General features: G+C 46.2%; 20 protein-coding genes and 5 tRNA genes. 23 read left to right on the top strand and 2 right to left on the bottom strand.

Features of this window, described 5'->3' with window-relative positions; all coding sequences use genetic code 11:
* Positions 1-53 precede the first annotated feature (53 nt).
* The 6 genes from AAA939_RS07125 to AAA939_RS07150 all read left to right on the top strand — a co-directional run bounded on the left by AAA939_RS07125 (position 54) and on the right by AAA939_RS07150 (position 3343).
* A tRNA-Asn gene (locus AAA939_RS07125) sits at positions 54-126 on the top strand.
* Between the two features lie 44 nt (positions 127-170).
* Positions 171-243 (top strand) — tRNA-Thr (locus AAA939_RS07130).
* Between the two features lie 492 nt (positions 244-735).
* Entirely contained in the window at positions 736-2208 is a 1473-nt protein-coding gene (locus AAA939_RS07135) for a peptide MFS transporter (RefSeq protein ID WP_338210217.1), read from the top strand.
* 63 nt (positions 2209-2271) lie between these two features.
* On the top strand, positions 2272-3105 hold the full coding sequence (locus tag AAA939_RS07140) for a metallophosphoesterase (RefSeq protein ID WP_338210318.1): 834 nt from the start codon (positions 2272-2274) through the stop codon (positions 3103-3105).
* Between the two features lie 74 nt (positions 3106-3179).
* Positions 3180-3262: transfer RNA gene (locus AAA939_RS07145), tRNA-Tyr, on the top strand.
* Positions 3263-3271: 9 nt separating this feature from the next.
* A tRNA-Gln gene (locus tag AAA939_RS07150) sits at positions 3272-3343 on the top strand.
* Between the two features lie 176 nt (positions 3344-3519).
* Here the strand turns inward: AAA939_RS07150 and pnuC are convergent.
* Positions 3520-4338, bottom strand: a complete 819-nt coding sequence (gene pnuC, locus AAA939_RS07155; RefSeq protein WP_338230660.1) for a nicotinamide riboside transporter PnuC — start codon at positions 4336-4338, stop codon at positions 3520-3522.
* Positions 4339-4718: 380 nt separating this feature from the next.
* Here pnuC and proC point away from each other — a divergent pair, with 380 nt between their 5' ends.
* From proC to AAA939_RS07170, 3 genes are all read left to right on the top strand, one after another.
* The gene (proC, locus tag AAA939_RS07160) at positions 4719-5510 is read left to right on the top strand and encodes a pyrroline-5-carboxylate reductase (RefSeq protein ID WP_338210219.1); all 792 of its coding nucleotides are present in this window, start codon (positions 4719-4721) and stop codon (positions 5508-5510) included.
* Positions 5511-5590: 80 nt separating this feature from the next.
* The gene (nagA, locus tag AAA939_RS07165; protein ID WP_338210220.1) at positions 5591-6727 is read left to right on the top strand and encodes an N-acetylglucosamine-6-phosphate deacetylase; all 1137 of its coding nucleotides are present in this window, start codon (positions 5591-5593) and stop codon (positions 6725-6727) included.
* A gap of 23 nt (positions 6728-6750) precedes the next feature.
* On the top strand, positions 6751-7452 hold the full coding sequence (locus tag AAA939_RS07170) for a GntR family transcriptional regulator (protein ID WP_338210320.1): 702 nt from the start codon (positions 6751-6753) through the stop codon (positions 7450-7452).
* Between the two features lie 65 nt (positions 7453-7517).
* Here AAA939_RS07170 and AAA939_RS07175 read toward each other — a convergent pair whose 3' ends face one another.
* The gene (locus AAA939_RS07175; protein WP_338230662.1) at positions 7518-8252 is read right to left on the bottom strand and encodes a WecB/TagA/CpsF family glycosyltransferase; all 735 of its coding nucleotides are present in this window, start codon (positions 8250-8252) and stop codon (positions 7518-7520) included.
* Positions 8253-8408: 156 nt separating this feature from the next.
* Here AAA939_RS07175 and AAA939_RS07180 point away from each other — a divergent pair, with 156 nt between their 5' ends.
* The 14 genes from AAA939_RS07180 to AAA939_RS07245 all read left to right on the top strand — a co-directional run bounded on the left by AAA939_RS07180 (position 8409) and on the right by AAA939_RS07245 (position 23814).
* A complete protein-coding gene (locus AAA939_RS07180; RefSeq protein ID WP_338210222.1) occupies positions 8409-9875 on the top strand; it encodes a nicotinate phosphoribosyltransferase in 1467 nt (488 codons plus the stop codon).
* Positions 9876-9888: 13 nt separating this feature from the next.
* Complete coding sequence (gene nadE / locus AAA939_RS07185; protein WP_338210223.1) at positions 9889-10716, top strand: ammonia-dependent NAD(+) synthetase; 828 nt, start codon at positions 9889-9891, stop codon at positions 10714-10716.
* Between the two features lie 237 nt (positions 10717-10953).
* Complete coding sequence (locus AAA939_RS07190; RefSeq protein ID WP_338210224.1) at positions 10954-13608, top strand: cation-translocating P-type ATPase; 2655 nt, start codon at positions 10954-10956, stop codon at positions 13606-13608.
* 54 nt (positions 13609-13662) lie between these two features.
* The gene (locus tag AAA939_RS07195; protein WP_338210225.1) at positions 13663-14100 is read left to right on the top strand and encodes a hypothetical protein; all 438 of its coding nucleotides are present in this window, start codon (positions 13663-13665) and stop codon (positions 14098-14100) included.
* A 110-nt stretch (positions 14101-14210) separates the two neighbouring features.
* Complete coding sequence (locus tag AAA939_RS07200) at positions 14211-16382, top strand: Tex family protein (RefSeq protein ID WP_338210227.1); 2172 nt, start codon at positions 14211-14213, stop codon at positions 16380-16382.
* The gene (locus AAA939_RS07205; protein ID WP_338210229.1) at positions 16375-16821 is read left to right on the top strand and encodes a SprT family protein; all 447 of its coding nucleotides are present in this window, start codon (positions 16375-16377) and stop codon (positions 16819-16821) included. The genes AAA939_RS07200 and AAA939_RS07205 overlap by 8 nt, the downstream gene beginning before the upstream one ends.
* 69 nt (positions 16822-16890) lie before the next feature.
* Positions 16891-18177, top strand: a complete 1287-nt coding sequence (locus AAA939_RS07210) for a homoserine dehydrogenase (RefSeq protein WP_338210231.1) — start codon at positions 16891-16893, stop codon at positions 18175-18177.
* Between the two features lie 8 nt (positions 18178-18185).
* Positions 18186-19061 (top strand): homoserine kinase, encoded by an 876-nt coding sequence (thrB, locus tag AAA939_RS07215; RefSeq protein ID WP_338210232.1) that lies wholly within the window; start codon positions 18186-18188, stop codon positions 19059-19061.
* Positions 19062-19116: 55 nt separating this feature from the next.
* A tRNA-Leu gene (locus tag AAA939_RS07220) sits at positions 19117-19200 on the top strand.
* 198 nt (positions 19201-19398) lie between these two features.
* A complete protein-coding gene (locus AAA939_RS07225; protein WP_420914931.1) occupies positions 19399-20247 on the top strand; it encodes a C39 family peptidase in 849 nt (282 codons plus the stop codon).
* 291 nt (positions 20248-20538) lie between these two features.
* Positions 20539-21510, top strand: coding sequence for a mannose/fructose/sorbose PTS transporter subunit IIA (locus AAA939_RS07230; protein ID WP_338210234.1), 972 nt, complete (start codon positions 20539-20541; stop codon positions 21508-21510).
* Positions 21511-21540: 30 nt separating this feature from the next.
* Positions 21541-22350: a PTS mannose/fructose/sorbose transporter subunit IIC gene (locus AAA939_RS07235; RefSeq protein ID WP_338210236.1), complete on the top strand. Its 810-nt coding sequence runs from the start codon at positions 21541-21543 to the stop codon at positions 22348-22350.
* Positions 22351-22368: 18 nt separating this feature from the next.
* Complete coding sequence (locus tag AAA939_RS07240; protein WP_338210238.1) at positions 22369-23283, top strand: PTS system mannose/fructose/sorbose family transporter subunit IID; 915 nt, start codon at positions 22369-22371, stop codon at positions 23281-23283.
* Positions 23284-23430: 147 nt separating this feature from the next.
* Entirely contained in the window at positions 23431-23814 is a 384-nt protein-coding gene (locus tag AAA939_RS07245; protein ID WP_338210240.1) for a DUF956 family protein, read from the top strand.
* Positions 23815-23841 lie beyond the last annotated feature (27 nt).

Below are 23841 nucleotides of genomic sequence, written 5' to 3' on the forward strand. Positions count from 1 at the left end.
AGAGTAGTTGGGGGATCGCTCCCTGCGAGGGTAGGACGTTGCCATGCGATTATTCCGACATAGCTCAGTTGGTAGAGCGCTTGACTGTTAATCAAGATGTCGACGGTTCGAGCCCGCCTGTCGGAGTGACAAGATGTTGGCATTAATGTTGACATCTCTTTTTATATCATGCCGGCTTAGCTCAGTTGGTAGAGCATCGGTATCGTAAACCGAGGGTCATCAGTTCGACTCTGGTAGCCGGCACTATTGAAGACGAGACGTGTTCTCGTCTTTTTAGATAATTAAAGCCTTTTAATGGAACGGAGAATCTTGCGCGTGTGAACGTGCAGTTCTCCGTTTTTCGTTTAAACGATACAATTCAACCGGTCATTCAGACGAAAATAGACTGGTCACAATCCGTTTTATTAATTAGATTTTAGCCGAATTTGTCATTCAGAAAACGTTTACTTAACATTAATTTTTTTATATTAAATTAGAAATTAATGTCATTGTAAATATAATTAAAAACTCGGTAATGTCAACGCTACGTAGTTTTGTGCGAGTTGCCGGGCTTTGTTATCACCTGATAATGCAAGGTAAGCACTTTGATTAATGACCGTTAGATTAGAAAATGATTAAGTGTATTGTTGATTAAGATTAAGGCTAGTATAATAGTTATTATGTTTAATTAAGAAACAAATTTTGTTACTTTTAAACGAAAGACAAGCTGTATGATTAAGTTTGGAGGAAATTCAATTGGATAATCAGCAAAAACTGGATCGGTCGTTCTTTGGCCAACCACGTGGATTGCGTACGTTGTTCTTCACTGAAATGTGGGAACGATTCAGTTACTACGGTATGCGCGCCCTACTTATTTACTACATGTACTACAGTGTGGCAAAGGGTGGCCTTGGCTTTGACCAAGTTACGGCGGCATCCATTATGTCAATTTACTCAGCGTTAGTTTACGTCTCTAGTGTGCTTGGTGGCTTCTTAAGTGACCGGGTCTGGGGGAGTCGTAAGACTGTTTTCTACGGTGGGATCTTGATCATGGTCGGGCACATCGTTCTATCAACACCATTTGGTGCGCCCGCTCTGTTTGGCTCAATCGCTTTAATCGTTATTGGGACTGGGTTATTAAAACCTAACGTCTCAGACATGGTTGGGCAACTCTACGCGCCAGAAGATACTCGACGGGACGCTGGGTTTAGCGTCTTCGTCTTCGGGATTAACTTAGGTTCTCTGATTTCGCCAATCTTAGTTGGTCGGGTTGGTTTACAGATCAACTTCCACTTAGGTTTCTCATTGGCCGCAATCGGGATGTTCTTCGGATTACTACAATATTACTTTGATGGTAAGAAGAACTTGAGCGCTGCAAGTTTATACCCAACTGATCCATTGGAACCAAAAGACGTTAAGAAATTAGTCCGTCGGGTTCTGATTGGGGTTATTGGATTAGCTTTAGTCCTACTCTTAATGCAATTAATGAATATGTTGACATTGTCACATATTATCAACTTGATTACGATTCTGGTTCTTGTCACACCAGTGGTCTACTTCATCTTGATGCTAACGTCTGAAAAGACTAGCTCAACGGAACGTTCCCGTGTTCGTGCTTACATTCCACTCTTTATTGCCGCAGCATTGTTCTGGGCGATTGAAGAACAAGGGTCAGCCGTATTAGCTTTATTTGCGGCTAACCGGGTTAACTTGAACATTGGGTTCATGCACTTACAAGCTTCTGACTTCCAGACGTTGAACCCATTATTCATCATGTTGTACACCACACCATTTGTCTTGTTATGGACGAAGTGGGGTAAGAAGCAACCTAGCTCGCCAACGAAGTTCGCCGTTGGGTTGGTCTTTGCCGGGGCATCATACTTGCTGATGGCAATGCCTGGTGCGTTATTCGGAACGGGTGGCAAAGTTAGCCCACTCTGGTTAGTTGGTAGCTGGGCCTTGGTAGAAATTGCCGAAATGTTGATTTCACCAATTGGTTTATCAGTTACGACTAAGTTAGCGCCAAAAGCCTTCGCTTCACAAATGATGAGTATGTGGTTCCTAACCGATTCTGTCGGTAGTGCCTTGAATGCTCAGATTGTTAAATTCTACTCAACACAGACTGAAGTCCCATATTTTGCAATCATTGGGATTTCAAGTGTGATCTTAGGAATTATTCTCTTTGCCATGGTACCGTCGATTAAACGGTCGATGAAGGGGATTCTATAAAACGAATTTTATTGAAAGATATGTTATCTTATTGATAACGTATCTTTTTTTATTAGGGAGGCCATCGTCATCGTTCGTTTAGCATTTAGTAGTGATAATCATTTTGACGTTAACCGCGTCGATTCTAACGCGATGATGCGTGCTCAGGCAGCGTACTTAGAACAAAATGGGGTCCAGTGGTACCTCATTGCGGGGGACCTATTCAATGACTTTCAAAAAAGCCAGCAATTTGTTGTCGATTTACAGGCCATGTTAGGCGCTCACACGCAAGTTCGCTGGATTGCGGGAAATCATGACATGGTGCACGGCGTATCGTTTGACGAGCTTGAAAATGGGCGCTTCGCCGGTTATTTGCATAATCGTTACGTTGATATCCCGAATACGAACTGGCGGATCATCGGCAACAATGGCTGGTACGACTACCAATTTGCGGCGAGTGTCCCTGATACAACCACTGAAGACTTTTTACATTGGAAACGGGCCTTCTGGATTGACCGGGCGATTGAACAGCCGTTAAGTGATCTGGAACGGACCGACCTAGTTTTAAATCAAGTTAAAGCACAGTTATCTTTGGCTCAGGCGGAACAGAAGCAAGTCGTCTTTATGACCCACTTTGTGCCACGGGTGGATTATTTGCGGTTCTCAGATGATAACCGCTTCTGGAACATGGCGAATGCCCTGATGGGAACACCACGGATGGGAACGTTGCTGGAACAGTTTGACGTGGCCCACGTCCTGTTTGGCCACTTGCACATCCACCCGCAGCCACGGACGTTCAACCGCACAACGTATTATGATCAGGCGGTTGGATATGGTTTGAAACGGATTAATGAATGGCAAACAACTAGTTTCATGGCGGAATGGTATCAGGAGACTCAGGTGCTTGATTTAAATTAAAATCAAAAAAAGTTTGAAAAAAGCCTTGATTTTTTATTCAAAATTATGTATTCTAATATAGTTGAATGATTTACGGAGGGGTAGCGAAGTCTGGCTAAACGCGGCGGACTGTAAATCCGCTCCTTCGGGTTCGGTGGTTCGAATCCACTCCCCTCCATTTCATTTTTGGGCTATAGCCAAGTGGTAAGGCAACGGGTTTTGATCCCGTGATGCGCTGGTTCGAACCCAGCTAGCCCAATTAATACCAAAGCGGCTAACGACTATCATCATGATAGTCGTTTTTTTTGTGTATAAAAATCCATATTTTTTGACGGATTGCGTATGTTCAATCGGTCAAATAAAACCCACGTGCAGAAAGATCCACGTGGGTTACTTTTTTAGTGTGAAATAACGGGCCCCGTTCCAGTTGTTTACCTAACTAGTGGTCGTTGTGCGTTTTTGTCCGTAGAACCACAGGTAATCGCCGTAGAGGCCGTTTGCCAGCATGACGAGTTGAAGGGCAAACATTGATGCGGAAGCGGGACTAAAGCCCTTTAATTGGTTAAACCAAATGATGACGTTGATCACATCAAGGGTGATCCAAGCGTACCATTGCGAACGGTAACCGTAGACCATCAATACCATCCCGACAATTCCCAGCGGAAGTAAGGTAGCGTCTAAGTAAACTTGGGTACCGTTCAAACGTTTACTGAAATATAGCACGACCATGTAAATAATAATGGTTGTAATAAGCCAGCAAAATCCTGCTAGCTTACTAAAGCTCCGCGAAGCCAGCTCATGGGTATCCGTTTGCTCGCTGATTTTGCGATGCCAGACTGCGATTCCTACGAATTGCATGATGAGATAGAAGGATTGTGCGGCGATATCCCCGATTAAGCGGTTATTAATGGCAATAACGAGCCAGACGGCACAGCCTAAAATGCCCCAGCTGTAATTAGTCAGACGACCCTGATCGACTAAAATGAGATTTAACACAACGGCTAGCCCAGTAATGAGGCCAATCCAGCCGTTAAAACTGAAATCTTTCCCTAAAATGAAGCCGATGATATTTGCCAGTAGCATTAAGCTCATCATGATTTTAGTGGAGGAGCGAAGGGTCCGCAGCTCAGTCACGTTACGTTTTAAGTCAAAAACCGCGCGGATGGCAGCGGGGAGACTAGCTAAATCGCTTTTAAGCCGGGAAGCTAGTTGCTGCAAATTCGGACTTGAATCTTGATTGGTACTATTATTCATGATAAAAAACTCCTTTTTTGTTTTTAGACAGCCGTGTTCGGATGCAACGCTGTTGGAACGGGTCGTTATTAGTATGTAGGGTATACGTGCGGGTAGTCATTGTCAACGCTAGTCATAATGTTCACTAAGTAGACATAAATATATTTATTCGACGGGGATGGTACTTGAAAGTTACTACAGTTGATAGTGATTGGAATGATAACTAGAATAAGAGCTTATTTTATAGTGAGAAAAATTATTTAATTATTTTTTATCCGTGGCGCTAGTTTAATTTTTGTTTGCATATCAGATAAATACACTGAACGTTTGGCGTTGCCACTTAGGATAGTGTAAATTAGAGGTAACAAAACCTATATTCTACTTTAAGGGAGCAATTGCTTATGAAGATTGGATTTATCGGCGCCGGCAACATGGGGCGCGCCATTATTGATGGTTGGTTGAAGATGAAAGTCGTCGCACCAGCGGACATTTACGTGCACAGTGCGCACGCGACTAGTTACGAACCTTACGCGAAGGCCAACGGGTTAAATGCCATGGATTCCAACTTAGCCGTGGCTAAGGCCGCTGACGTGGTTGTCTTGGCAATCAAGCCCAACATTGCCTTGGACACTTTAAAAGCGGTTCAACCAGCGCTGACAGCTGGCAAATGGGTCATCACGATGGTCTCTGGCCTCAGCCTTGCTGACTACGCAACGGTTGCCCCCGATGTTCCCGTGTTACGCATCATGCCCAACGTTAACGTGGCCATCGGTGCCGGGATGACCGCCCTCATCGGTAACGCAGCGTTGACCGCTGACCAGTACGCCGCCGGACAAAAATTATTCGACGCTATCGGGGCCACCAGTGAAGTTGCTGAAAAAGATTTCAGTACCTTTTCTGCCTTAGCCGGAAGTTCGCCCGCTTACGTTTACTTCTTTATTGACGCGATGGCGCGTGCCGGTGTCAAACACGGCTTAAGCAAAGCCGCCGCGACTAAGATTGCGGCCCAAGCGACCTTAGGAAGTGCTGAAATGGTACTCAAATCGGATAAGATTCCGTTTGACCTGATCGATCAAGTTTCTTCTCCAGGTGGAACGACCGTTGCGGGGTTATTAGCCATGGAAGAAGCCGGATTTATGACGTCTGTCGTCAAAGGAATCGACGCGACGATTGCCAAAGAACTCGGTGAATAAGAAATAACTTGGTGCTAGCGGTTGCATGTTTGGTCTATACCGATTATAATTGAACCAGTAAATCCAAGGAGGAATTGTTCATGAGCAAAGTGTTAAAACATGCCATCATCTATACCGGTCTAGAAAAGATCGATGACGGCTACATTCGTTTTGGTAAGGAAATTGAAGCGGTTGGTCCAATGGACGAATACGTTGCCCAACCCGATGACGACATCGAATTTGTCAGTGGCAAGACGATTGTACCGGGCTTTATTGATGTTCATAGCCATGGTGGTTATAGTTTTGATTCAATGGATGGAAATCCAGCTGAAATTAACGAAATGGTCAACGATATGGTGGCCCGTGAAGGGATTACCTCATACTTCTGTACGACAATGACCCAATCCAACGAAAACTTAAATCATTCGATGGAAGGAATCAACAAGGCGGCCCAAGAAAATCCCGTTATTCAAGGGGTTCATTTGGAAGGCCCATTCATTTCAGCAACCTTTAAGGGTGCTCAACCTGAAAAGTACATCAAAAATCCTAACGTGGAATTACTAGACAACTGGAATAAGTTATCTGGTGGTCGCGTGAAGTTAATTACTTACGCACCAGAAGATCCTGGTTCGCGTGATTTTGAAAAGTACTGTCTTGAAAATGGCATCGTCCCTTCAGTTGGTCATAGCAATGCGACCCGTGAACAATTATTAGCAAGTAAAGCAACCCACGTCACGCATTTATATAATGCCCAACGTGAATTCAAGCACCGCGAACCCGGCGTCACTGGTCATGCCATGCTTGAAAACAACATGTACTGCGAATTGATCTGTGACGGGTTCCATATCGTCCCTGACATGATCAAATTGGCCTACGAACAAAAAGGTGCCGACCGGATTGAGTTAGTTACAGACTCAATGCGTGCGAAGGGTGAACCAGATGGTGTCAGTGAACTTGGCGGTCAAAAAGTGATCGTTAAGGACGGCCAAGCACGCCTTGAAGCTGGTAACTTAGCGGGTTCTGTGTTAACTTATATTAACGCCTTCAAGAACGTTCAACGATTCACTGGCTGTGGGATTGCAGAAGCCGTTAAGATGTCTTCTGTCAACCAAGCACGTGAATTCGGTTTGACCAAAAAAGGTAGCTTGGAAGCGGGTAAAGACGCTGATATCAACGTCTTAGACGCAAACCAAGACTTAGTCGCAACTTATAGCTACGGTAAAAAAGCAACTAAATAAATTAGAAGTAAGGGATGAGTACCATGAGTTCGCCAATCTATATTCAAATTCACAACCAAATTAAGCAAGCCATCGAAGCCGGAAGGTGGGCCGTTGGTGATCGGATTCCGTCTGAACGGGAGCTGGCGAGTCAGTTTGACGTCAGTCGAATGACACTCCGCCAAGCGATTCAGACCTTGGTTGATGAAGGAATCTTAGAACGGCGAGTTGGTGCCGGGACGTTTGTGGCCAATCAAAAGGTCCAAGAAAAGATGTCCGGTGTCACTAGCTTCACTGATTTGATGCTGGCTCAAGGCAAGGTGCCGTCCAGTAAAACCATTTCGTACCACGTGACGAGTCCTTCATTATCCGAAAGTGAAAAGTTGTCGTTGAAGCCTAACGAACAAGTTTTACGGATGGAACGGATTCGCTACGGGGACGATGTGCCAATTTGTTTTGAAGTTGCAACCGTGCCCGAACGACTCGTTAAACAGTTTACAAAGGATGAAATCACAAGTTCGTTATACCGGACGTTAGAAGAAAAGGCTGGGTTTGTTCCTGGCAAAGCCCAACAGACGGTATCCGCCATGTCAGCATCGGAACGGATTGCGGAGTTCTTATCCGTCCGTCGCGGTGACGCGCTATTGCGGTTACGACAGATTTCGTATTTGCAGACTGGGGAACCGTTCGAATACGTACGTACTCAGTACGTGGGTAACCGGTTTGAATTTTACCTCGAAAAATAACTATTGAAATAATAAAACGACCTTGATTCCGTAAAGAATCAGGGTCGTTTTTTAGTAAATACGGACTAATGTTTTTGTTTGGCGATTTTTTTCACCAAGCGCAAGTAGCGGGGCAAAACTAACATTCGTTTGAAACGGCTCGGTTCTTGAATCAACCGGTAGAGCCATTCAATGTGATGTTTTTGCCAAAATTGCGGGGCCCGTTTGACGGCACCGGCAATCACGTCAAAACTACCACCAACACCCATCCAGAGGGCTGCGTAGCGTTGACGATATTTGGCGATGAAGAGCTCCTGCTTAGGAAAACCAGTTGCGACAAAGACCATCTCGGGTTTAGCCGCGACAATCTGGGCTGCAACCGCCGCCTCATCGTCGAAGTACCCGTCACGCGCGCCGACAATTTCAATGCCAGGGTAGTCGCGTTGAATGGTGGCCGTGACTTGTTTTAGGACGGCCGGTTTAGCGCCCAGCAAAAAGATGCGTCGGTGTGTTTGCCCACCCCATTTAAGTAATTCTAGGAGCGTATCGTAACCAGTGATGCGTTCGGGGAGCGGCGTGCCCAGGATTTGGGCACCCTGAATGACGCCAATGCCGTCTGGAGCGATGTAATCAGCCTGGCGAAAGACCTGCTGATAATCCGGGTGTTCGCGCGCGTACATCAAAATCTCAGGGTTGGCCGTCACAACGAAACGGTTCGCGTGGTGGTCAATATCTTGTTGAAGTTGATTGACAAAGGCGGTGTTAGTCGTATTAATAAACGGAACGTTCAAAATTGAAACCGTGTCAAAAGGGGCTGACATAAGCGACCTCACTTTCTAATCATAATTAAAGTATAGGTAAATCATAGATTTCTGCAACTTTTTCTGGTGCTTACATTCATTACTATTATAAAAAATGCTAAAATAGGCTTATCTTACTGTAAACATCTTTACAATGACGAAATGGAGAAAAAACTCATGACGCAAATCTATCCGGATGATAGTTTAACCTTGCATACGGATGCTTATCAGATCAACATGATCCAGACCTATTGGGAAGAGGGAATTCACAACAAGCACGCGGTGTTTGAAGTCTTCTTTCGCAAGATGCCCTTCCAAAATGGGTATGCGATTTTTGCTGGCCTGGAACGGGTAGTTAATTATATCAATAATTTACATTTTACGGATACAGATATTGCCTACCTTCGCGAGACTGGTAACTATTCTGACGGCTTTTTGGATTACTTAAAGAACTTTGAGTTTGATGCGACGATTCGTTCAGCCCGTGAAGGGGACTTGGTCTTCAACAATGAACCTTTACTACAAGTTGAAGGACCACTGGCAACCTGTCAGCTGATCGAGACGGCGTTACTGAATATTATTAATTACCAAACCCTGATTGCCACTAAGGCGGCCCGTATCAAGTCAGTTGTCGGTGAAGACGGCTTACTGGAATTTGGGACCCGGCGTGCGCAAGAATTTGACGCCGCAATTTGGGGCACCCGGGCAGCGTACATCGGTGGTTTTGATGCGACGAGTAACGTCCGCGCCGGTAAGATTTTTGGGATTCCAATTAGTGGGACCCACGCCCACGCGTTAGTTCAGACTTATCGGGATGACTACTTGGCGTTTAAAGCTTACGCGGAAACGCACCACGACTGCGTCTTCTTAGTAGATACTTACGATACGTTGCGCAGTGGGGTACCTAGTGCAATCAAAGTTGCTAAGGAAATGGGCGACAAGATCAACTTCCAAGGGGTGCGGATCGATAGTGGTGACATGGCTTACTTGTCCAAACGGGTTCGTGAACAATTGGATGAAGCTGGTTTTCCCGATGCGAAGATTTACGCTTCCAACGACTTAGATGAAAAAACGATTCAAAACTTAAAGATGCAAGGGGCCAAGATCAGTGTTTGGGGCATTGGGACCAAACTGATCACGGCGTTTGACCAACCCGCATTAGGCGCCGTTTATAAAATGGTATCGATCGAAGATGATCACCATAAGATGGTCGATACGATCAAACTATCGAACAACGCCGAAAAGGTTTCAACCCCCGGGCAAAAACAAATTTGGCGCATTACGAAACGGGCCGACGGTAAATCAGAAGGGGATTACATTACCCTGTACGACGAAGATCCCCGCAACGAAGACGCCATTTACATGTTCCACCCGAGCTACACTTATATTAATAAAACGGTCAGCGATTTTGACGCGCGACCGGTATTGATCCCAATCTATGATCGTGGGAAGCAAGTCTACGATTTACCGAGCCTCGACGCGATTAAGCAGTATGCTTATGACAGTCTTGATTCGTTGTGGGATGAGTATAAACGGGACTTAAATCCACAAGATTATCCCGTTGACCTATCACAAAAATTGTATGATCATAAAATGAACATTATCAATTCTGTTCGCGGTTGGGTGAACAAAATCGATTATTAGGAGGATTTGGCCGATGCGACCATTACAAACAGAAATTATTGAAGCATTACACGTTGCGCCAAGCATTGATCCCGAAACAGAAATTCGGCGCAGTGTTGATTTTTTGAAAGCGTATTTGAAGAAGAATACCTTTTTAAAGACGTACGTATTGGGCATTTCGGGCGGGCAAGATTCCACCTTAGCTGGTAAATTAACGCAAATGGCAATCGATGAAATGCGGACTGAAACTGGGGATGCTCAGTATCAGTTCATCGCAGTTCGTTTACCATATGGCAACCAGGCCGATGAGTCGGACGCGATGGAAGCCATTCAGTTTATGAACGCCGATGTGACTGACCGCGTTGATATCAAGGCACCAACTGATGCCATGGTACAAGCGCTCGAAGCCAACGACTTAACGATTCATGATTTTAACAAGGGTAATATCAAAGCCCGGCAACGAATGATCGTTCAGTACGGGATTGCGGGCGAAATGCACGGTGCCGTTGTGGGAACCGACCATGCGGCGGAAGCCGTGACCGGTTTTTACACGAAGTATGGTGACGGTGGTGCCGATATCGTGCCACTATGGCGGCTTAACAAGCGCCAAGGCAAGCAAATGTTGGCCTTTCTAGATGCCCCTAAGCACCTTTACGAGAAAGTCCCAACGGCAGACCTAGAAGAAGACCGTCCCGCTTTACCGGACGAAGTCGCACTTGGCGTGCACTATGACGACATCGATGACTACTTGGAAGGCAAAGCAATCGCTGACGACGCCGCTGAAAAGATTGAAGCGTGGTACCTTAAAACGGCACATAAGCGGCACGCGGCCATTAACATTTACGATGATTTTTGGAAATAAGCTCAAAAGATTATTAGTAGACAGTTCAATATGAATCCGTTATACTAACGGTATAATCATAAGGGAGTAACTAGCGGAGTTAAATTCGCGGCAATATCGTCAGCAAGAAGCCAATCCGGTATTGTCTTAAATAGTGAGACTTATGTATGTTCACACATTTTGCGTGCATACATGGGTCTCATTTTCTATATCCAGACCATTTAGAAAATGAGATTCAGATGCCAGGAGGAGCTTATTATGAGTAAACAACCTAAGTACCAACAGCCGTTATCGGCCATTTACGCCGAACTCAAAACGGATGAACACGGTTTACAACAAACCGACGCCCAGCAGCGGTTGGAACAGTACGGCAAAAACGCACTGAACCAGCAGAAAACGACTTCGATGTTGCAAAAGTTCTTGGCGCAGTTCAAGGATTTCATGATCATCGTATTGTTAGTCGCCGCCTTAGTCGCTGCATTTAGTGGTGAAGTCGTCGACGCCGTGATTATTTTACTAGTGGTCATCTTGAACGCCGTGTTCGGTGTCTTTCAGGAATCCAAAGCTGAAGAAGCCATCAACGCCCTTAAGGAAATGGCGGCTCCGGACGCGACTGTTTTACGGGATGGTCAGTTACAGACCGTTAAGAGTGACGAACTCGTCCCCGGTGACGTGGTCACGCTTGAAGCGGGTGACATTGTGCCCGCCGACTTACGTCTGATTGAAAGTGCGTCACTTAAAGTTGAGGAATCCGCCTTGACCGGTGAATCCGTGCCGGTGGAAAAGAACGCCGCTACGCTTGAAGCCGGCGACCTTCCCATTGGTGACCGCTTAAACATGGCCTACATGAATAGCAACGTAACTTATGGCCGAGCGAACGGAATCGTCGTTGCGACCGGGATGCAGACCGAAGTTGGTCGAATCGCCGGGATGATCGAAGCCGCTGATGAAACGACGACACCATTACAAGCGAACTTGACCCAATTAGGGAAGTCGTTGACTATTTTGATTTTGGTCATCGCAGCCATCGTTTTTGGTATCGGAATGTTGCGTGGCTCTGAAAGATTGATTGACATGTTACTCACGGCGATTTCCTTAGCCGTTGCCGCCATTCCAGAAGGGCTACCTGCCATCGTGACGATTACGTTAGCGTTAGGGACGCAACGAATGGCCAAGCGCCACGCGTTAGTCCGGAAGTTACCCGCCGTTGAAACGTTGGGGAGTACCGACATTATCGCGTCGGATAAGACTGGGACTTTAACCCAAAATAAAATGACCGTTGAAAAACTCGTCTTAAACCAAAAGTTAGTGGACGCGCGGACAACGGAATTACCAATTGATAGCCACTTAGCCCAAGTCATGATTTTAAGTAACGATACGAAGATTATGGCGGACGGGTTAGCCGGTGATCCAACCGAAACGGCGTTGATTCAATATAATTTAGATCAGGGTTACCCAGTTGACCAACTGTTGACTGATAAACCCCGGGTCAACGAAGTGCCGTTTGACTCCGAACGAAAATTAATGTCGACGGTCCACCCGTTATCAGATGGTCAGTTCTTAGTTGCCGTTAAGGGGGCGCCCGACGAGTTATTGAAACGGGTCACCCAGGTCGAAACCGATGGCAACGTGAGCCCATTAACCCAGCCAATTCGGGACCAAATTTTAGCGACAAACCATGAGTTAGCGACCCAGGCGTTACGGGTTTTAGCGTTTGCATACAAGGTTATCGACGCAGTTCCCGCAACGGTCAATTCTGATACGATGGAAAACGACTTAGTCTTTGCCGGGATGGTCGGGATGATCGATCCGGAACGTCCAGAAGTTGAACAAGCCGTAACGGACGCGAAGTCAGCGGGAATTCGTCCGTTGATGATTACCGGTGACCACCGTGATACGGCCGAAGCCATTGCGGCACGGTTAGGAATTATCGAACCTGGTGATGACGATGCCGTAATTACCGGTGCCGAATTAGATGCTTTAACCGACGCCCAGTTTGATAAGCAAGTTAGCCAATATTCCGTTTACGCCCGGGTTGCGCCTGAACATAAGGTTAGAATCGTAAACGCATGGCAAAAACGCGGTAAAGTCGTTGCCATGACCGGTGACGGTGTAAACGATGCGCCAGCGTTGAAAGCGGCCGACATTGGTATCGGGATGGGAATTACCGGGACCGAAGTTTCTAAAGGGGCCAGTGATATGGTCTTAGCCGACGATAACTTTGCGACCATCGTGGTGGCCGTCGAGGAAGGTCGGAAGGTCTTTGCCAACATCCAAAAAGCCATTCAATACTTGCTGTCGGCTAACTTAGGGGAAGTTTTGACTCTATTCATGATGACGATGCTTGGCTGGCAAATTTTAGCGCCAGTGCATATCTTATGGATCAACTTAGTTACCGACACCTTACCAGCCATTGCGCTGGGGGTTGAACCGACTGAAAAGAACATCATGAAGCACCAACCACGGGGCCGGAATTCAAACTTCTTCTCGGGTGGCGTCTTCAGCAGTATTATTTACCAAGGTTTACTTGAAGGTGGCATTACGTTACTTGTTTACTGGCTAGCCTTGACTTACCCGGTTCACGCCAGTGCTTCCATGGTGCACGCCGACGCGTTAACGATGGCCTTTGCAACTTTAGGCTTGATTCAGTTGTTCCACGCGTTTAACTCGAAGTCGATTCACGAATCCTTGTTTACGGTGGGACTCTTTAGAAACAAGTTCTTCAACTGGGCAATTTTAATTGCGTTTGCCATGTTAGCAATGACGATCATGGTGCCAGGCTTGAACGGCTTGTTCCACGTGACTAGCCTGGATGCTTACCAATGGGGAATTGTTTTCGTGGCTTCCTTGTCCATGGTCGTTATCGTGGAAATTGTTAAGTTCTTCCAACGTCGCCACATGCGTCGCGCATAAGTGGCCAGTTACTGGTAGAATAAGGATAACTAAAAACAAAGAAAAGAGCTGTGAATGATGCGTAAAGCAACGGTTCAGACCTACATGCCGGTATTATCTAAGGTGATTGAAAGTACGGAAAAGATGGGGGAACAATTAAACCCATTATTTGAAAAACTACGTAAAGCTGTCGATGATGATGCAGTGGCCCAAATGGTCCCTGCTGAATTCAACGATATCCAAATGGAATTTAGCGACGGTACCGAACAGTACCAAAAGAACTTAGCACAACTGAAAGAAGTGCAAGTACCCGTTCGTTTGATTGGGCGCCACCGCAACTTGTTAGCGGCCTACGAAACGTATACCAACGCTTGTGCCGCCATGACGACTAGTTTAAACATCGAAGATCAAACCATTGACGTTGACACTTTCAACCAGGCGGAAAAAGACCAAGAAGCTGCCATGGAACGGGTCTCAGGCGATGTTCAACGAATCATGAGCGTCGTGATGTAGCGTCTTTCATAAAATTAACGACGAAAAAGGATCTGGTTTTTCCAGGTCCTTTTTGTCATCTTTACCGGGTATAATAGAAGGTATGAGTCTTATAGAGATTGGGTGAAAAAATGGATAATCAAATTTTAACGTTAGTCAATCAGACACTGACCAAGTTTAAACCGCAACAAATCAAGGCCGTGTTAGGTTTGATGGACGAGGGCAACACCGTTCCCTTCATTGCGCGTTACCGGAAAGAACGTACCGGCGAACTCGACGAAGTGGAAATTCGTGAGATCAAAGAAAATTACGACCGGTTGGCTAATTTGCAAAGTCGGAAGGCTGATGTACTGAAGCTGATTGATGAACAGGGGCAGTTAACGCCGGCGTTGACCGCGGCAATTAAAAAAGCGGCCAAACTACAAGACGTGGAAGACCTTTACTTACCGTATAAGCAAAAGCGGCGGACCAAGGCGACGATTGCGAAGGACGCCGGCTTGGAACCGTTGGCCGCCTGGTTACTGAAGTTTCCTAAAGATGGGATTCAAGAAAAGGCGCGTCAATTTGTGAATGCTGAAAAAGACGTGAGCGATAGCGCGGCCGCACTGGCTGGTGCCCACGAAATTTTAGCGGAGGCATTTAGTGACAACGCGCAGTTACGTAACTGGATTCGTAATGATACGCGGGATCACGGGATGTTAGTCGCAAAGGTGAAGCCTAAGGGTAAGGCGCTCGATGAACAGGGCGTTTACCAGCAGTACTACGACTTCACCAGCCCCATTAAGCAGCTCGTTTCGTACCGAGTACTAGCGCTTAACCGTGGGGAAAAGGAAAAGGTGTTACGCGTTGGCATCCAAGTGGACCAAGCGGGTATCGACCGTTACTGTCATTTTCGCTTTGTTGGTCAGCACCAAGGACCAGCCGTGGCGTTAGTTGAAGCGGCCTATCAAGACGCGTACAAACGGTTTATTGGACCTGCCATTGAACGGGAACTGCGGAATGAATTAAGTGACGCGGCGGATGAACAAGCCATTAAAGTGTTTGGTGACAATTTATATCATTTACTGATGCAAGCACCGTTGAAAGGTCGGGTCGTATTAGGCTTCGATCCGGCTTACCGAACGGGGTGTAAATTAGCGGTCATGGATGCCAACGGTAAGTTCCTAGATAAATTAGTCATTTATCCGCATAAGCCTGCGTCACAGGCCAAGCGGGAAGCTGCGGCTGGCGAGTTTAAGGCCTTCATTGAAAAGTACCAAGTTGAAATGATTGCGATTGGTAACGGGACGGCCTCCCGTGAATCCGAAGAGTTCGTATCTGAAGTTTTGAAAACGTTGAAACGGCCGGTTTACTACGTCATTGTGAATGAAGCCGGGGCATCCGTTTATTCGGCGAGTGACAAGGCGCGGCAGGAATTTCCAGAGCTTCACGTTGAACAGCGTAGTGCGATTAGCATTGGCCGCCGTTTGCAAGATCCGTTGGCTGAACTCATTAAGATCGACCCTAAGTCGGTCGGTGTGGGGCAGTATCAACACGATGTGCCCCAAAAGGAACTCAGCACCCAGCTGGATACGGTCATTGAAACGGCCGTGAACCAAGTCGGGGTTAATTTAAATACGGCGAGTTCTGAGCTTTTGACCCACATTTCAGGGCTATCCAAAACGATTGCAACGAACGTGGTGGCGTTCCGGGATGAAAACGGCGAATTTGCCAGCCGGCCACAGTTGAAAAAAGTGCCGCGGTTAGGACCTAAGGCTTATGAGCAGGCGGTCGGGTTCCTTCGCATCATTGACGGGAAAAATGTATTTGATAACACGGATATTCATCCCGAAAGCTACCCAGCTGCCAAGGCGCTGTTAGCGGCGGCGGGACTAAAATCGACTGATGTTGGGACGGATAAGGCGCAACAGCTTAGTCAGTTAGATTTAGGCCAGTTAGCCGAAACGACCGGGGTTGGGCAACTGACACTAAAAGACATCGTCAATAGTTTACAAAAACCTGGCCGGGATGTCCGGGACACCATGCCCGCACCGTTATTACGACAAGACGTTTTAAAGATGAGCGATTTAAAGCCGGGCATGCAGCTTCAAGGAACGGTCCGCAACGTCGTCGATTTTGGGGCCTTTGTGGACATTGGTGTTAAACAGGACGGCTTAGTGCACGTTTCTAAGCTGAGTCATAAGTTCTTAAAGGACCCACGCCGAGTCGTTGCGGTTGGTGATATTGTGACGGTCTGGGTCGAAAGTGTCGATGGGCAACGCCAGCGGATTGCGCTGACCATGGTGGCACCGAGCGATGACTGATTCAGAACTCCAACGCTTGGTGATGGATCTATCCGAGCGAGAATTTCGCCAACCGTTTCGTCACCGGGCTTACTTTAACGCGCGGTTACGTTCGACGGGTGGGCGTTATCAGTTAGAAAGTCATAATATTGATATCAACCCTAAAATGCTGACGGATTTTGGAGAAGAAACGTTGATTGGTGTGATCAAGCACGAACTGTGTCACTATCATTTGCACTTAGCTCGCCGGGGATATCGGCACCGGGATACTGACTTTAAGCAATTACTGGCTCAGGTTGGCGGGTCGCGCTATGCGCCAGCGCCTAAGCATCCAGCGAAACAAGCGTACCGGTACACGTATGTCTGTCAAAATTGTGGACAAGTGTATCGGCGTAAACGGCGAATGGACTTGACGCGTTACACGTGTGGACGGTGTCGGGGGCCAATCAAATTAGTCTGAAAAGGATTGCTTAACGGCTGGGCTTTCGATAGAATGAGCTTAACTATTAAAAATAATGGAGGGTTTAGCATGGAAACGATTAAAATTGGGATTGTCGGACTGGGCACAGTTGGTACCGGCGTTGTAAAAATGTTACAAGCGCACCAAGAAAAGATCTCAGAAATCACCGGCCGTCAGCTGGAACTTGCTTGTGTGGTTGTCCACAACTTAAAAAAGCACGAACAAGTCGATTTAGGGGATGTCCAGTTGACCGACCAAATTGATACGTTGATATCTGACCCGTCCATTCAGATTATGGTTGAAGTGATGGGCTCGATTCACCCGGCGAAGGAATACATTACCCGGGCGCTTCAAGCTGGTAAACACGTGGTTACGGCCAATAAGGATTTAATTGCCCAGTATGGTCGGGAACTCGTCCAGATTGCGCGTGAAAACCACCGCGACCTCTTTTACGAAGCCAGCGTTGCCGGCGGGATTCCTATTTTACGGACCATCGACAACAGTTTTGCAGCGGATAAGATCCAACGGGTGATGGGGATCGTCAACGGGACAACCAACTACATCATGACGCAAATGCTGACCAAAAATTGGTCCTATGAGCAGGCGTTGAGCTCGGCACAGGACTTAGGATTTGCTGAAACGGATCCGACGAACGACGTTGAAGGACTGGATGCGGCCTATAAGATGATTATTTTGACGCAATTTGCTTTTGGGATGAGTTTATCCATGGATCACGTCCACGTTCAAGGGATTACCAACATTAGTCCCGAAGACATTCGGGAAGCGAACCAATTAGGATACACCATTAAATTGTTGGGAATTGCGGAAGAAATCGATGACCGGATTGCCGTTTCGGTCGGTCCCGTCCTCGTTTCTGACCACCATCCCTTAGCAACGGTTCAAAATGAAAATAACGCCGTCATGGTCACGGGGACGGCCGTGGGGGATACGATGTTCTACGGTCCAGGTGCCGGTGAACTGCCAACGGCGAACAGTGTTTTAAGTGACATTACGACCGTTGCCAAGAATATCGCGTTGAACACGACTGGGAATACGTTTAATTCGTATCGGCAAGAAACCGTGTTGGCCGCGCCCGAAGACGTCGTGTACCCACACTTTATCGCGTTAAAGATGCGTGATGTTCCCGGGATGATGATGAAGTTGACTGCGATTATGACTAAGGCGGAAGTTTCGTTTAGCCGGATCATTCAAAACCAGTTAAGCGATGGTAACGCACGGGTCGTCATTATTACCCATGCCATGAATGATCAACAGTTGGCCGAGATTACGTCGGCGATTGGTGAACAGGACAATATGCGTCTGTTGGCCAGCTATAAAGTTTTGAAGAATGAGTAGGTGAGCACATGTTAACAATTTCAGTCCCTGCAACTTCAGCAAACTTAGGACCAGGTTTTGATTCGATTGGGCTTGCGTTAGACATGCAATTAACTTTGCAAGTCTTGCAACCCAGTGATCATTGGCAGATTGATCATCCGTTTGGTGATGAAGTGCCAACGGACGAACGGAATTTAATTATTAAAACGGCGCTGACTTTGGCGCCCGATTTAAAGCCCCAACATTTACAAGTGGATTCAAAAATCCCGCTAGCCCGGGGATTAGGAAGCAGTTCGACGGCCATCGTCGCGGGCTTAGCTTTAGCTAACGAGTTGAGCGGTCAGCAGCGGTCACTAGATGAATTATTGGTCGTAGCGACCCAGCTAGAGGGGCATCCAGATAACGTGGCGCCCGCAATTTTTGGTGGCTTAGTCGTTTCAACGGCGGTCGAACAACAGGTGCATGCGGTCAAACTGCCATTACCGAACCTTTTTGCTAGCGTCTACGTACCTAACGAAGAGTTGCTGACGTCAGCGAGTCGTGAGGCTTTGCCAGCAAACTTACCGTTCAAACAGGCCATTGCGGGTAGTAGCGTGGCAAACACCTTAGTTGCGGCCTTAGCGACCCAGAATTGGGAAGTGGCGTTGCCGTTACTTGAAGCGGATCAATTCCACGAACAGTACCGGGCTAAGTTGGTGCCGGCGTTAGCAACGATTCGCAAGACGGCGCATCAGCTAGGTATCATGGGCACGTATTTGAGTGGTGCTGGCCCAACGATTGTCACGCTGGGTGATTACGGACAGTTAAACGAGCTACAACAGGAATTACAACCTAATCCGGCGTTGACGGGGCAATATCACCTGTTACCGGTAGATGCAGCCGGTTTAAAAGTTCAAAAATCTTGAATTAGACTTGTCAGACTCACAAAATTTTGGTATGATGTTTTTTGTGAGTTATGATGCGGCCATGGCGGAATTGGCAGACGCGCAAGATTAAGGATCTTGTCGGGGCAACTCGGTGGAAGTTCGAATCTTCTTGGCCGCACTAACGAATAACAAAAGTAGCCGGTATTGAGACGTGCAAACGTTGATGTATCGGCTACTTTTTTGCGTTTATCATTATGGCGTCATATATGGCCCTGATCCGTTGATTAAAATTAGCGGATTTTTTGCTTTTATCCCACTATTTCCAGCCTTATAATAAAACTGCTTAAATACCTTGAAAAGAAAGTGGGTTGAAATATTGAACAGATGCGGCGGAATCTTGGCCGGCCTCATTGGTTTAGGTCTTGGTTGGCAGGCCAGTCAACCAGTTCAAGCGGCGACGACTTATCCAATCACGGGGATTCAGGTCGTTTCAAAGCAAACGTACCGCGCCAATAATTTAAACGGTCTAGCCTATCATTTAACGGTGCAACGGGGACACCGGGCCCAATTACGAGTAAACCTTCATTTAAAACGGCACCCCCAAACAGTTTGGACCCGTTCAAAACAGGCTGACATTGTCCGCAACGGTAAAAAGCAACGTTACTACTATATTAGTAACGGCGCTAAACAAAGTGGCTGGGTCTTAGCCAGTGATTTAAAACCCGTGGCCCCGGCAACAATCCGATTAGCAGTTCCCCTAATCAGTCAATTACCAGAGTTGCCAACGGGGTGTGAGATGACGGCGACGACCATGATGCTACAATATGCGGGCGTTAAAATCGACAAAATGAGATTTGCGGCTGCTATTCCGCGCAGCTCGAACCCGAACAGTGGGTTTGTTGGTGAGCCAACCAGCAGTATGGGGGTGGGGCTCTACGTTTATCCTCAAGGATTACTGGCAACCGTGCGACAATATCTTCCCACGGCAGTCAACCTAAGTGGAATGAGCTTACCCCAACTAAAAGCACAACTGGCTAAGCGCCATCCAGTGGTGGTGTGGGTGACTGGATTAGATGGCTTTGCGAGTCATACGGTAACGATGACTGGCTATCAAACACACCAATTATTTTATAATGATCCATGGACTGGAAGGCGAGAAACAATCAGTAATCAGGATTTTGAAACAATTTGGCAACAAAATGGCCGGCGGGCACTTAGTTATTAAGTGAATCAGCAAAAAAAGGTTAAGAAAGTACAGTGTTTCGTAAGTTAGTATTAAAAACACGCTATTTGATACACAAATTGAACAAACTAATACTGTATCACAGCTGTGTATCAGTCTAAAAGGCCGAAATAACGGTAATTTGTTTTTAGTGTATTTTGGCACGGAAGTTGCATATATATTAGTGAGGGCAAAAAAGATTGCGCTTTCAGTATTAAACAAAACCGTTACGGGCTATTTAGATATTATTTATTCGTTTTATTATGACTGTAACGAAAAATAGGAGGTACAAGGATGGTAAGCATTATCATTGCTAGTCATGGCGAATTCGCTAAAGGCATTTTTCAATCTGGTTCAATGATTTTCGGCGAACAAGAAAACGTTCAACCGGTTACGTTGATGCCTAGCGAAGGTCCTGATGACATCAAGGCTAAGTTGGAAAAAGCCATTGCTTCTTTCGACGATCAAGACCAAGTCTTATTCTTAGTTGACCTTTGGGGCGGAACTCCGTTTAACCAAGTCAACGGACTGTTCGAAGCACATAAGGACACATGGGCGATTGTTGCTGGTTTGAACTTGCCAATGTTAATCGAAGCCTACGCTTCACGGCTTTCGATGAACTCGGCTCACGAAATTGCAACCCACATCATTGAAACGGCTAAGGACGGGGTTAAAGTTCGTCCAGAAGCCTTAGCGCCTAAGGAAGAAAAGGCAGCCGCCGCTCCTAGCGCAAACAATACGGGTCGTCCTGGCTCACTCGAATACGGGTTGGCACGGATCGACTCACGGTTATTGCATGGGCAAGTTGCCACTGCCTGGAGCAAGACTATCAATCCAACGCGGATTATCGTTGTTTCAGATAACGTTGCTAAGGACGAATTACGTTCTAGCATGATCAAGCAGGCTGCACCTGCTGGGATCAAAGCACACGTTATCCCAATCAAACAAATGATTAAGATTGCTAAGGATGACAAGCATTTTGGTGGTCAAAAAGCCTTACTGTTATTTGAAACACCAGAAGATGCTTTGACTGCTATCGAGGGTGGGGTTCCAATTAAGACCTTGAACATCGGGTCAATGGCTCACTCAGTTGGTAAAGTTCAACCAAACAAGGTTTTGGCTTTCAGCCAAGAAGATATCGATACTTACAAGAAATTGGAAGCTGACGGCGTTGAATTTGACGTTCGTAAAGTCCCAACTGATGGTAAGGACAACATGGATAACATCTTGAAAAAAGCACAAAACATGTTGAACGAACAAAAATAGATTATCAGAAGAAAAATGGAGGATTAAATCATGACTTTGAATTTTATTCAAGTGATTCTAGTCGTACTGGTCTCATTTTTAGCTGGTATGGAAGGTATTTTGGATGAATTCCATTTCCATCAACCAGTTATTGCATGTACGTTAATCGGTTTAGTAACCGGCCAATTAGTACCATGCATGATCTTAGGTGGTTCACTACAAATGATCGCCTTAGGTTGGGCTAACATCGGTGCCGCTGTTGCACCCGATGCTGCTTTAGCCGCTGTTGCATCTGCAATTATTTTAGTTTTAGGTGGCCAAGGCCGTGCCGGAGTTGCTTCCGCCATTGCGATTGCCGTTCCTTTAGCCGTTGCCGGTTTACTATTAACTATCATTGCACGTACTTTAGCAACTGCCATTGTCCATGTTATGGACCGGGCTGCTGAAGAGGGTAGTTTTACCAAGATTGATATTTGGCAATGGATCGCTATCTGCATGCAAGGTTTACGGATTGCCATTCCAGCCGCTGCTATCTTAGCCGTTGGTGCTGGTCCCGTTAGAGCAATGTTAAATTCAATGCCTTCATGGTTGACTGATGGTTTGTCAATCGGTGGTGGTATGGTTGTTGCCGTTGGGTATGCGATGGTTATCAATATGATGGCTTCTCGTGAAATGTGGCCATTCTTCGCATTAGGTTTCGTCTTAGCTGCTGTCAGTGAACTTACTTTGATTGCTTTAGGTGCTATTGGTGTGTCATTAGCCTTAGTTTACCTACATCTTGAAAAGAGCGGTAATTCTGGCAACGGTGGTGGTGGCTCCAATACTGGTGATCCAGTTGGCGACATCATCGACAAGTATTAATGAAGGAGGAAACTAATAATGGCTGATCAAGTTAAATTAACAAAAACCGATCGTCGGCGTGTTTGGTGGCGTTCAACGTTCCTCCAAGGTTCATGGAACTATGAACGTATGCAAAACGGTGGCTGGGCTTATTCATTAATTCCAGCATTAAAGAAATTATATACAACTAAAGAAGACCGTGCCGCTGCTTTAAAGCGTCACTTGGAATTCTTCAACACTCATCCATACGTGGCTTCACCAGTTATTGGTGTTACCTTAGCGCTTGAAGAAGAACGTGCCAATGGGGCTCCCATTGATGACGTTACGATTCAAGGGGTTAAAGTTGGGATGATGGGTCCACTGGCCGGTGTTGGTGACCCTGTGTTCTGGTACACGGTTAAGCCAATTGTTGGGGCCTTAGCGGCTTCACTTGCCATGGCTGGTAACATCATGGGACCAATCTTGTATTTCGTTGTTTGGAACGCTATCCGGATGGGCTTCATGTGGTACACTCAGGAATTCGGTTACAAAGCCGGTTCTAAGATTACTGAAGATTTATCTGGTGGTATCTTACAAGACATTACCAAGGGTGCTTCGATCTTAGGGATGTTCATCTTAGCCGCCTTAATTGAACGGTGGGTTAACGTGGACTTCAGTCCGGTCAAGGTTTCGACCATCAAGCAATCTAAGGGTGCGTTCATCGACTGGGCTAACTTGCCTTCAGGCGGTGAAGGAATCAAGAAGGCTTTGACTGAACAAAAAGCCGGACTTTCACTTGATAAATACAAGGTAACGACCTTACAAGATAACTTAAATAGTTTGATTCCTGGGTTAGCTGCCTTACTCTTGACCTTCTTATGCATGTGGTTACTCAAGAAGAAAGTTTCACCAATCATCATCATTCTTGGCCTCTTCGTATTTGGGGTTGTAATGCACGTTATTGGTGTGATGTAATCAATGGTTTTTGAATCTGAGTCGTAGACTTAGGCGAAAAAGGATGGACTCATGGAGTTCATCCTTTTTCGTAATAGTGGTTTTGCATCGGCGGCGCTTGCGCCGTATAATCGGTGTAATCAATAAAAGAAATGGAGTTTTAAATAAATGGTTCAATCACTCAATCACAAAGTTGATTTGGTCATGGATGCAAACTCCCACATGGGATTAACCGATTATGGCAAAATTATGGTCGGCGACAAGGGGTTTGAGTTCTACGATGATCGTAACGTTAAAAACTATATTCAAATTCCTTGGGATGAAGTTGATCGGGTCGTGGTTTCGGTAATGTTTGGCGGGAAGTGGATTCCACGTTTTGCCTTTAAGACTAAGAAAAACGGGCTGTTTACTTTCTCATCTAAAGATCCTAAGCGGGTATTACGGGCTGTCCGTAAGTACATTAAACCAGATCGAATCGTCAAATCGTTAACGTTTTTCCAAGTTTTACGTCGTTCGTTCAAACGTAAGAACAAAGACGACTATTTAAAGTAAATCATTCGGATGAATAAACTATTAGAT

Source organism: Lactiplantibacillus paraxiangfangensis (assembly GCF_036246185.1).
In the GTDB taxonomy this organism is placed as follows: Bacteria; Bacillota; Bacilli; order Lactobacillales; family Lactobacillaceae; genus Lactiplantibacillus; species Lactiplantibacillus paraxiangfangensis.

Coding starts and splice junctions, on each gene's coding strand:
- nadE (WP_338210223.1), top strand. CDS start 9,889: ATGCGACCATTACAAACAGAAATTATTGAAGCATTACACGTTGCGCCA.
- nagA (WP_338210220.1), top strand. CDS start 5,591: ATGAGCAAAGTGTTAAAACATGCCATCATCTATACCGGTCTAGAAAAG.
- AAA939_RS07170 (WP_338210320.1), top strand. CDS start 6,751: ATGAGTTCGCCAATCTATATTCAAATTCACAACCAAATTAAGCAAGCC.
- AAA939_RS07195 (WP_338210225.1), top strand. CDS start 13,663: ATGATGCGTAAAGCAACGGTTCAGACCTACATGCCGGTATTATCTAAG.
- AAA939_RS07200 (WP_338210227.1), top strand. CDS start 14,211: ATGGATAATCAAATTTTAACGTTAGTCAATCAGACACTGACCAAGTTT.
- AAA939_RS07235 (WP_338210236.1), top strand. CDS start 21,541: ATGACTTTGAATTTTATTCAAGTGATTCTAGTCGTACTGGTCTCATTT.
- AAA939_RS07175 (WP_338230662.1), bottom strand. CDS start 8,252: ATGTCAGCCCCTTTTGACACGGTTTCAATTTTGAACGTTCCGTTTATT.
- thrB (WP_338210232.1), top strand. CDS start 18,186: ATGTTAACAATTTCAGTCCCTGCAACTTCAGCAAACTTAGGACCAGGT.
- pnuC (WP_338230660.1), bottom strand. CDS start 4,338: ATGAATAATAGTACCAATCAAGATTCAAGTCCGAATTTGCAGCAACTA.
- AAA939_RS07190 (WP_338210224.1), top strand. CDS start 10,954: ATGAGTAAACAACCTAAGTACCAACAGCCGTTATCGGCCATTTACGCC.
- AAA939_RS07245 (WP_338210240.1), top strand. CDS start 23,431: ATGGTTCAATCACTCAATCACAAAGTTGATTTGGTCATGGATGCAAAC.
- AAA939_RS07240 (WP_338210238.1), top strand. CDS start 22,369: ATGGCTGATCAAGTTAAATTAACAAAAACCGATCGTCGGCGTGTTTGG.
- AAA939_RS07230 (WP_338210234.1), top strand. CDS start 20,539: ATGGTAAGCATTATCATTGCTAGTCATGGCGAATTCGCTAAAGGCATT.
- AAA939_RS07210 (WP_338210231.1), top strand. CDS start 16,891: ATGGAAACGATTAAAATTGGGATTGTCGGACTGGGCACAGTTGGTACC.
- AAA939_RS07205 (WP_338210229.1), top strand. CDS start 16,375: ATGACTGATTCAGAACTCCAACGCTTGGTGATGGATCTATCCGAGCGA.
- proC (WP_338210219.1), top strand. CDS start 4,719: ATGAAGATTGGATTTATCGGCGCCGGCAACATGGGGCGCGCCATTATT.
- AAA939_RS07180 (WP_338210222.1), top strand. CDS start 8,409: ATGACGCAAATCTATCCGGATGATAGTTTAACCTTGCATACGGATGCT.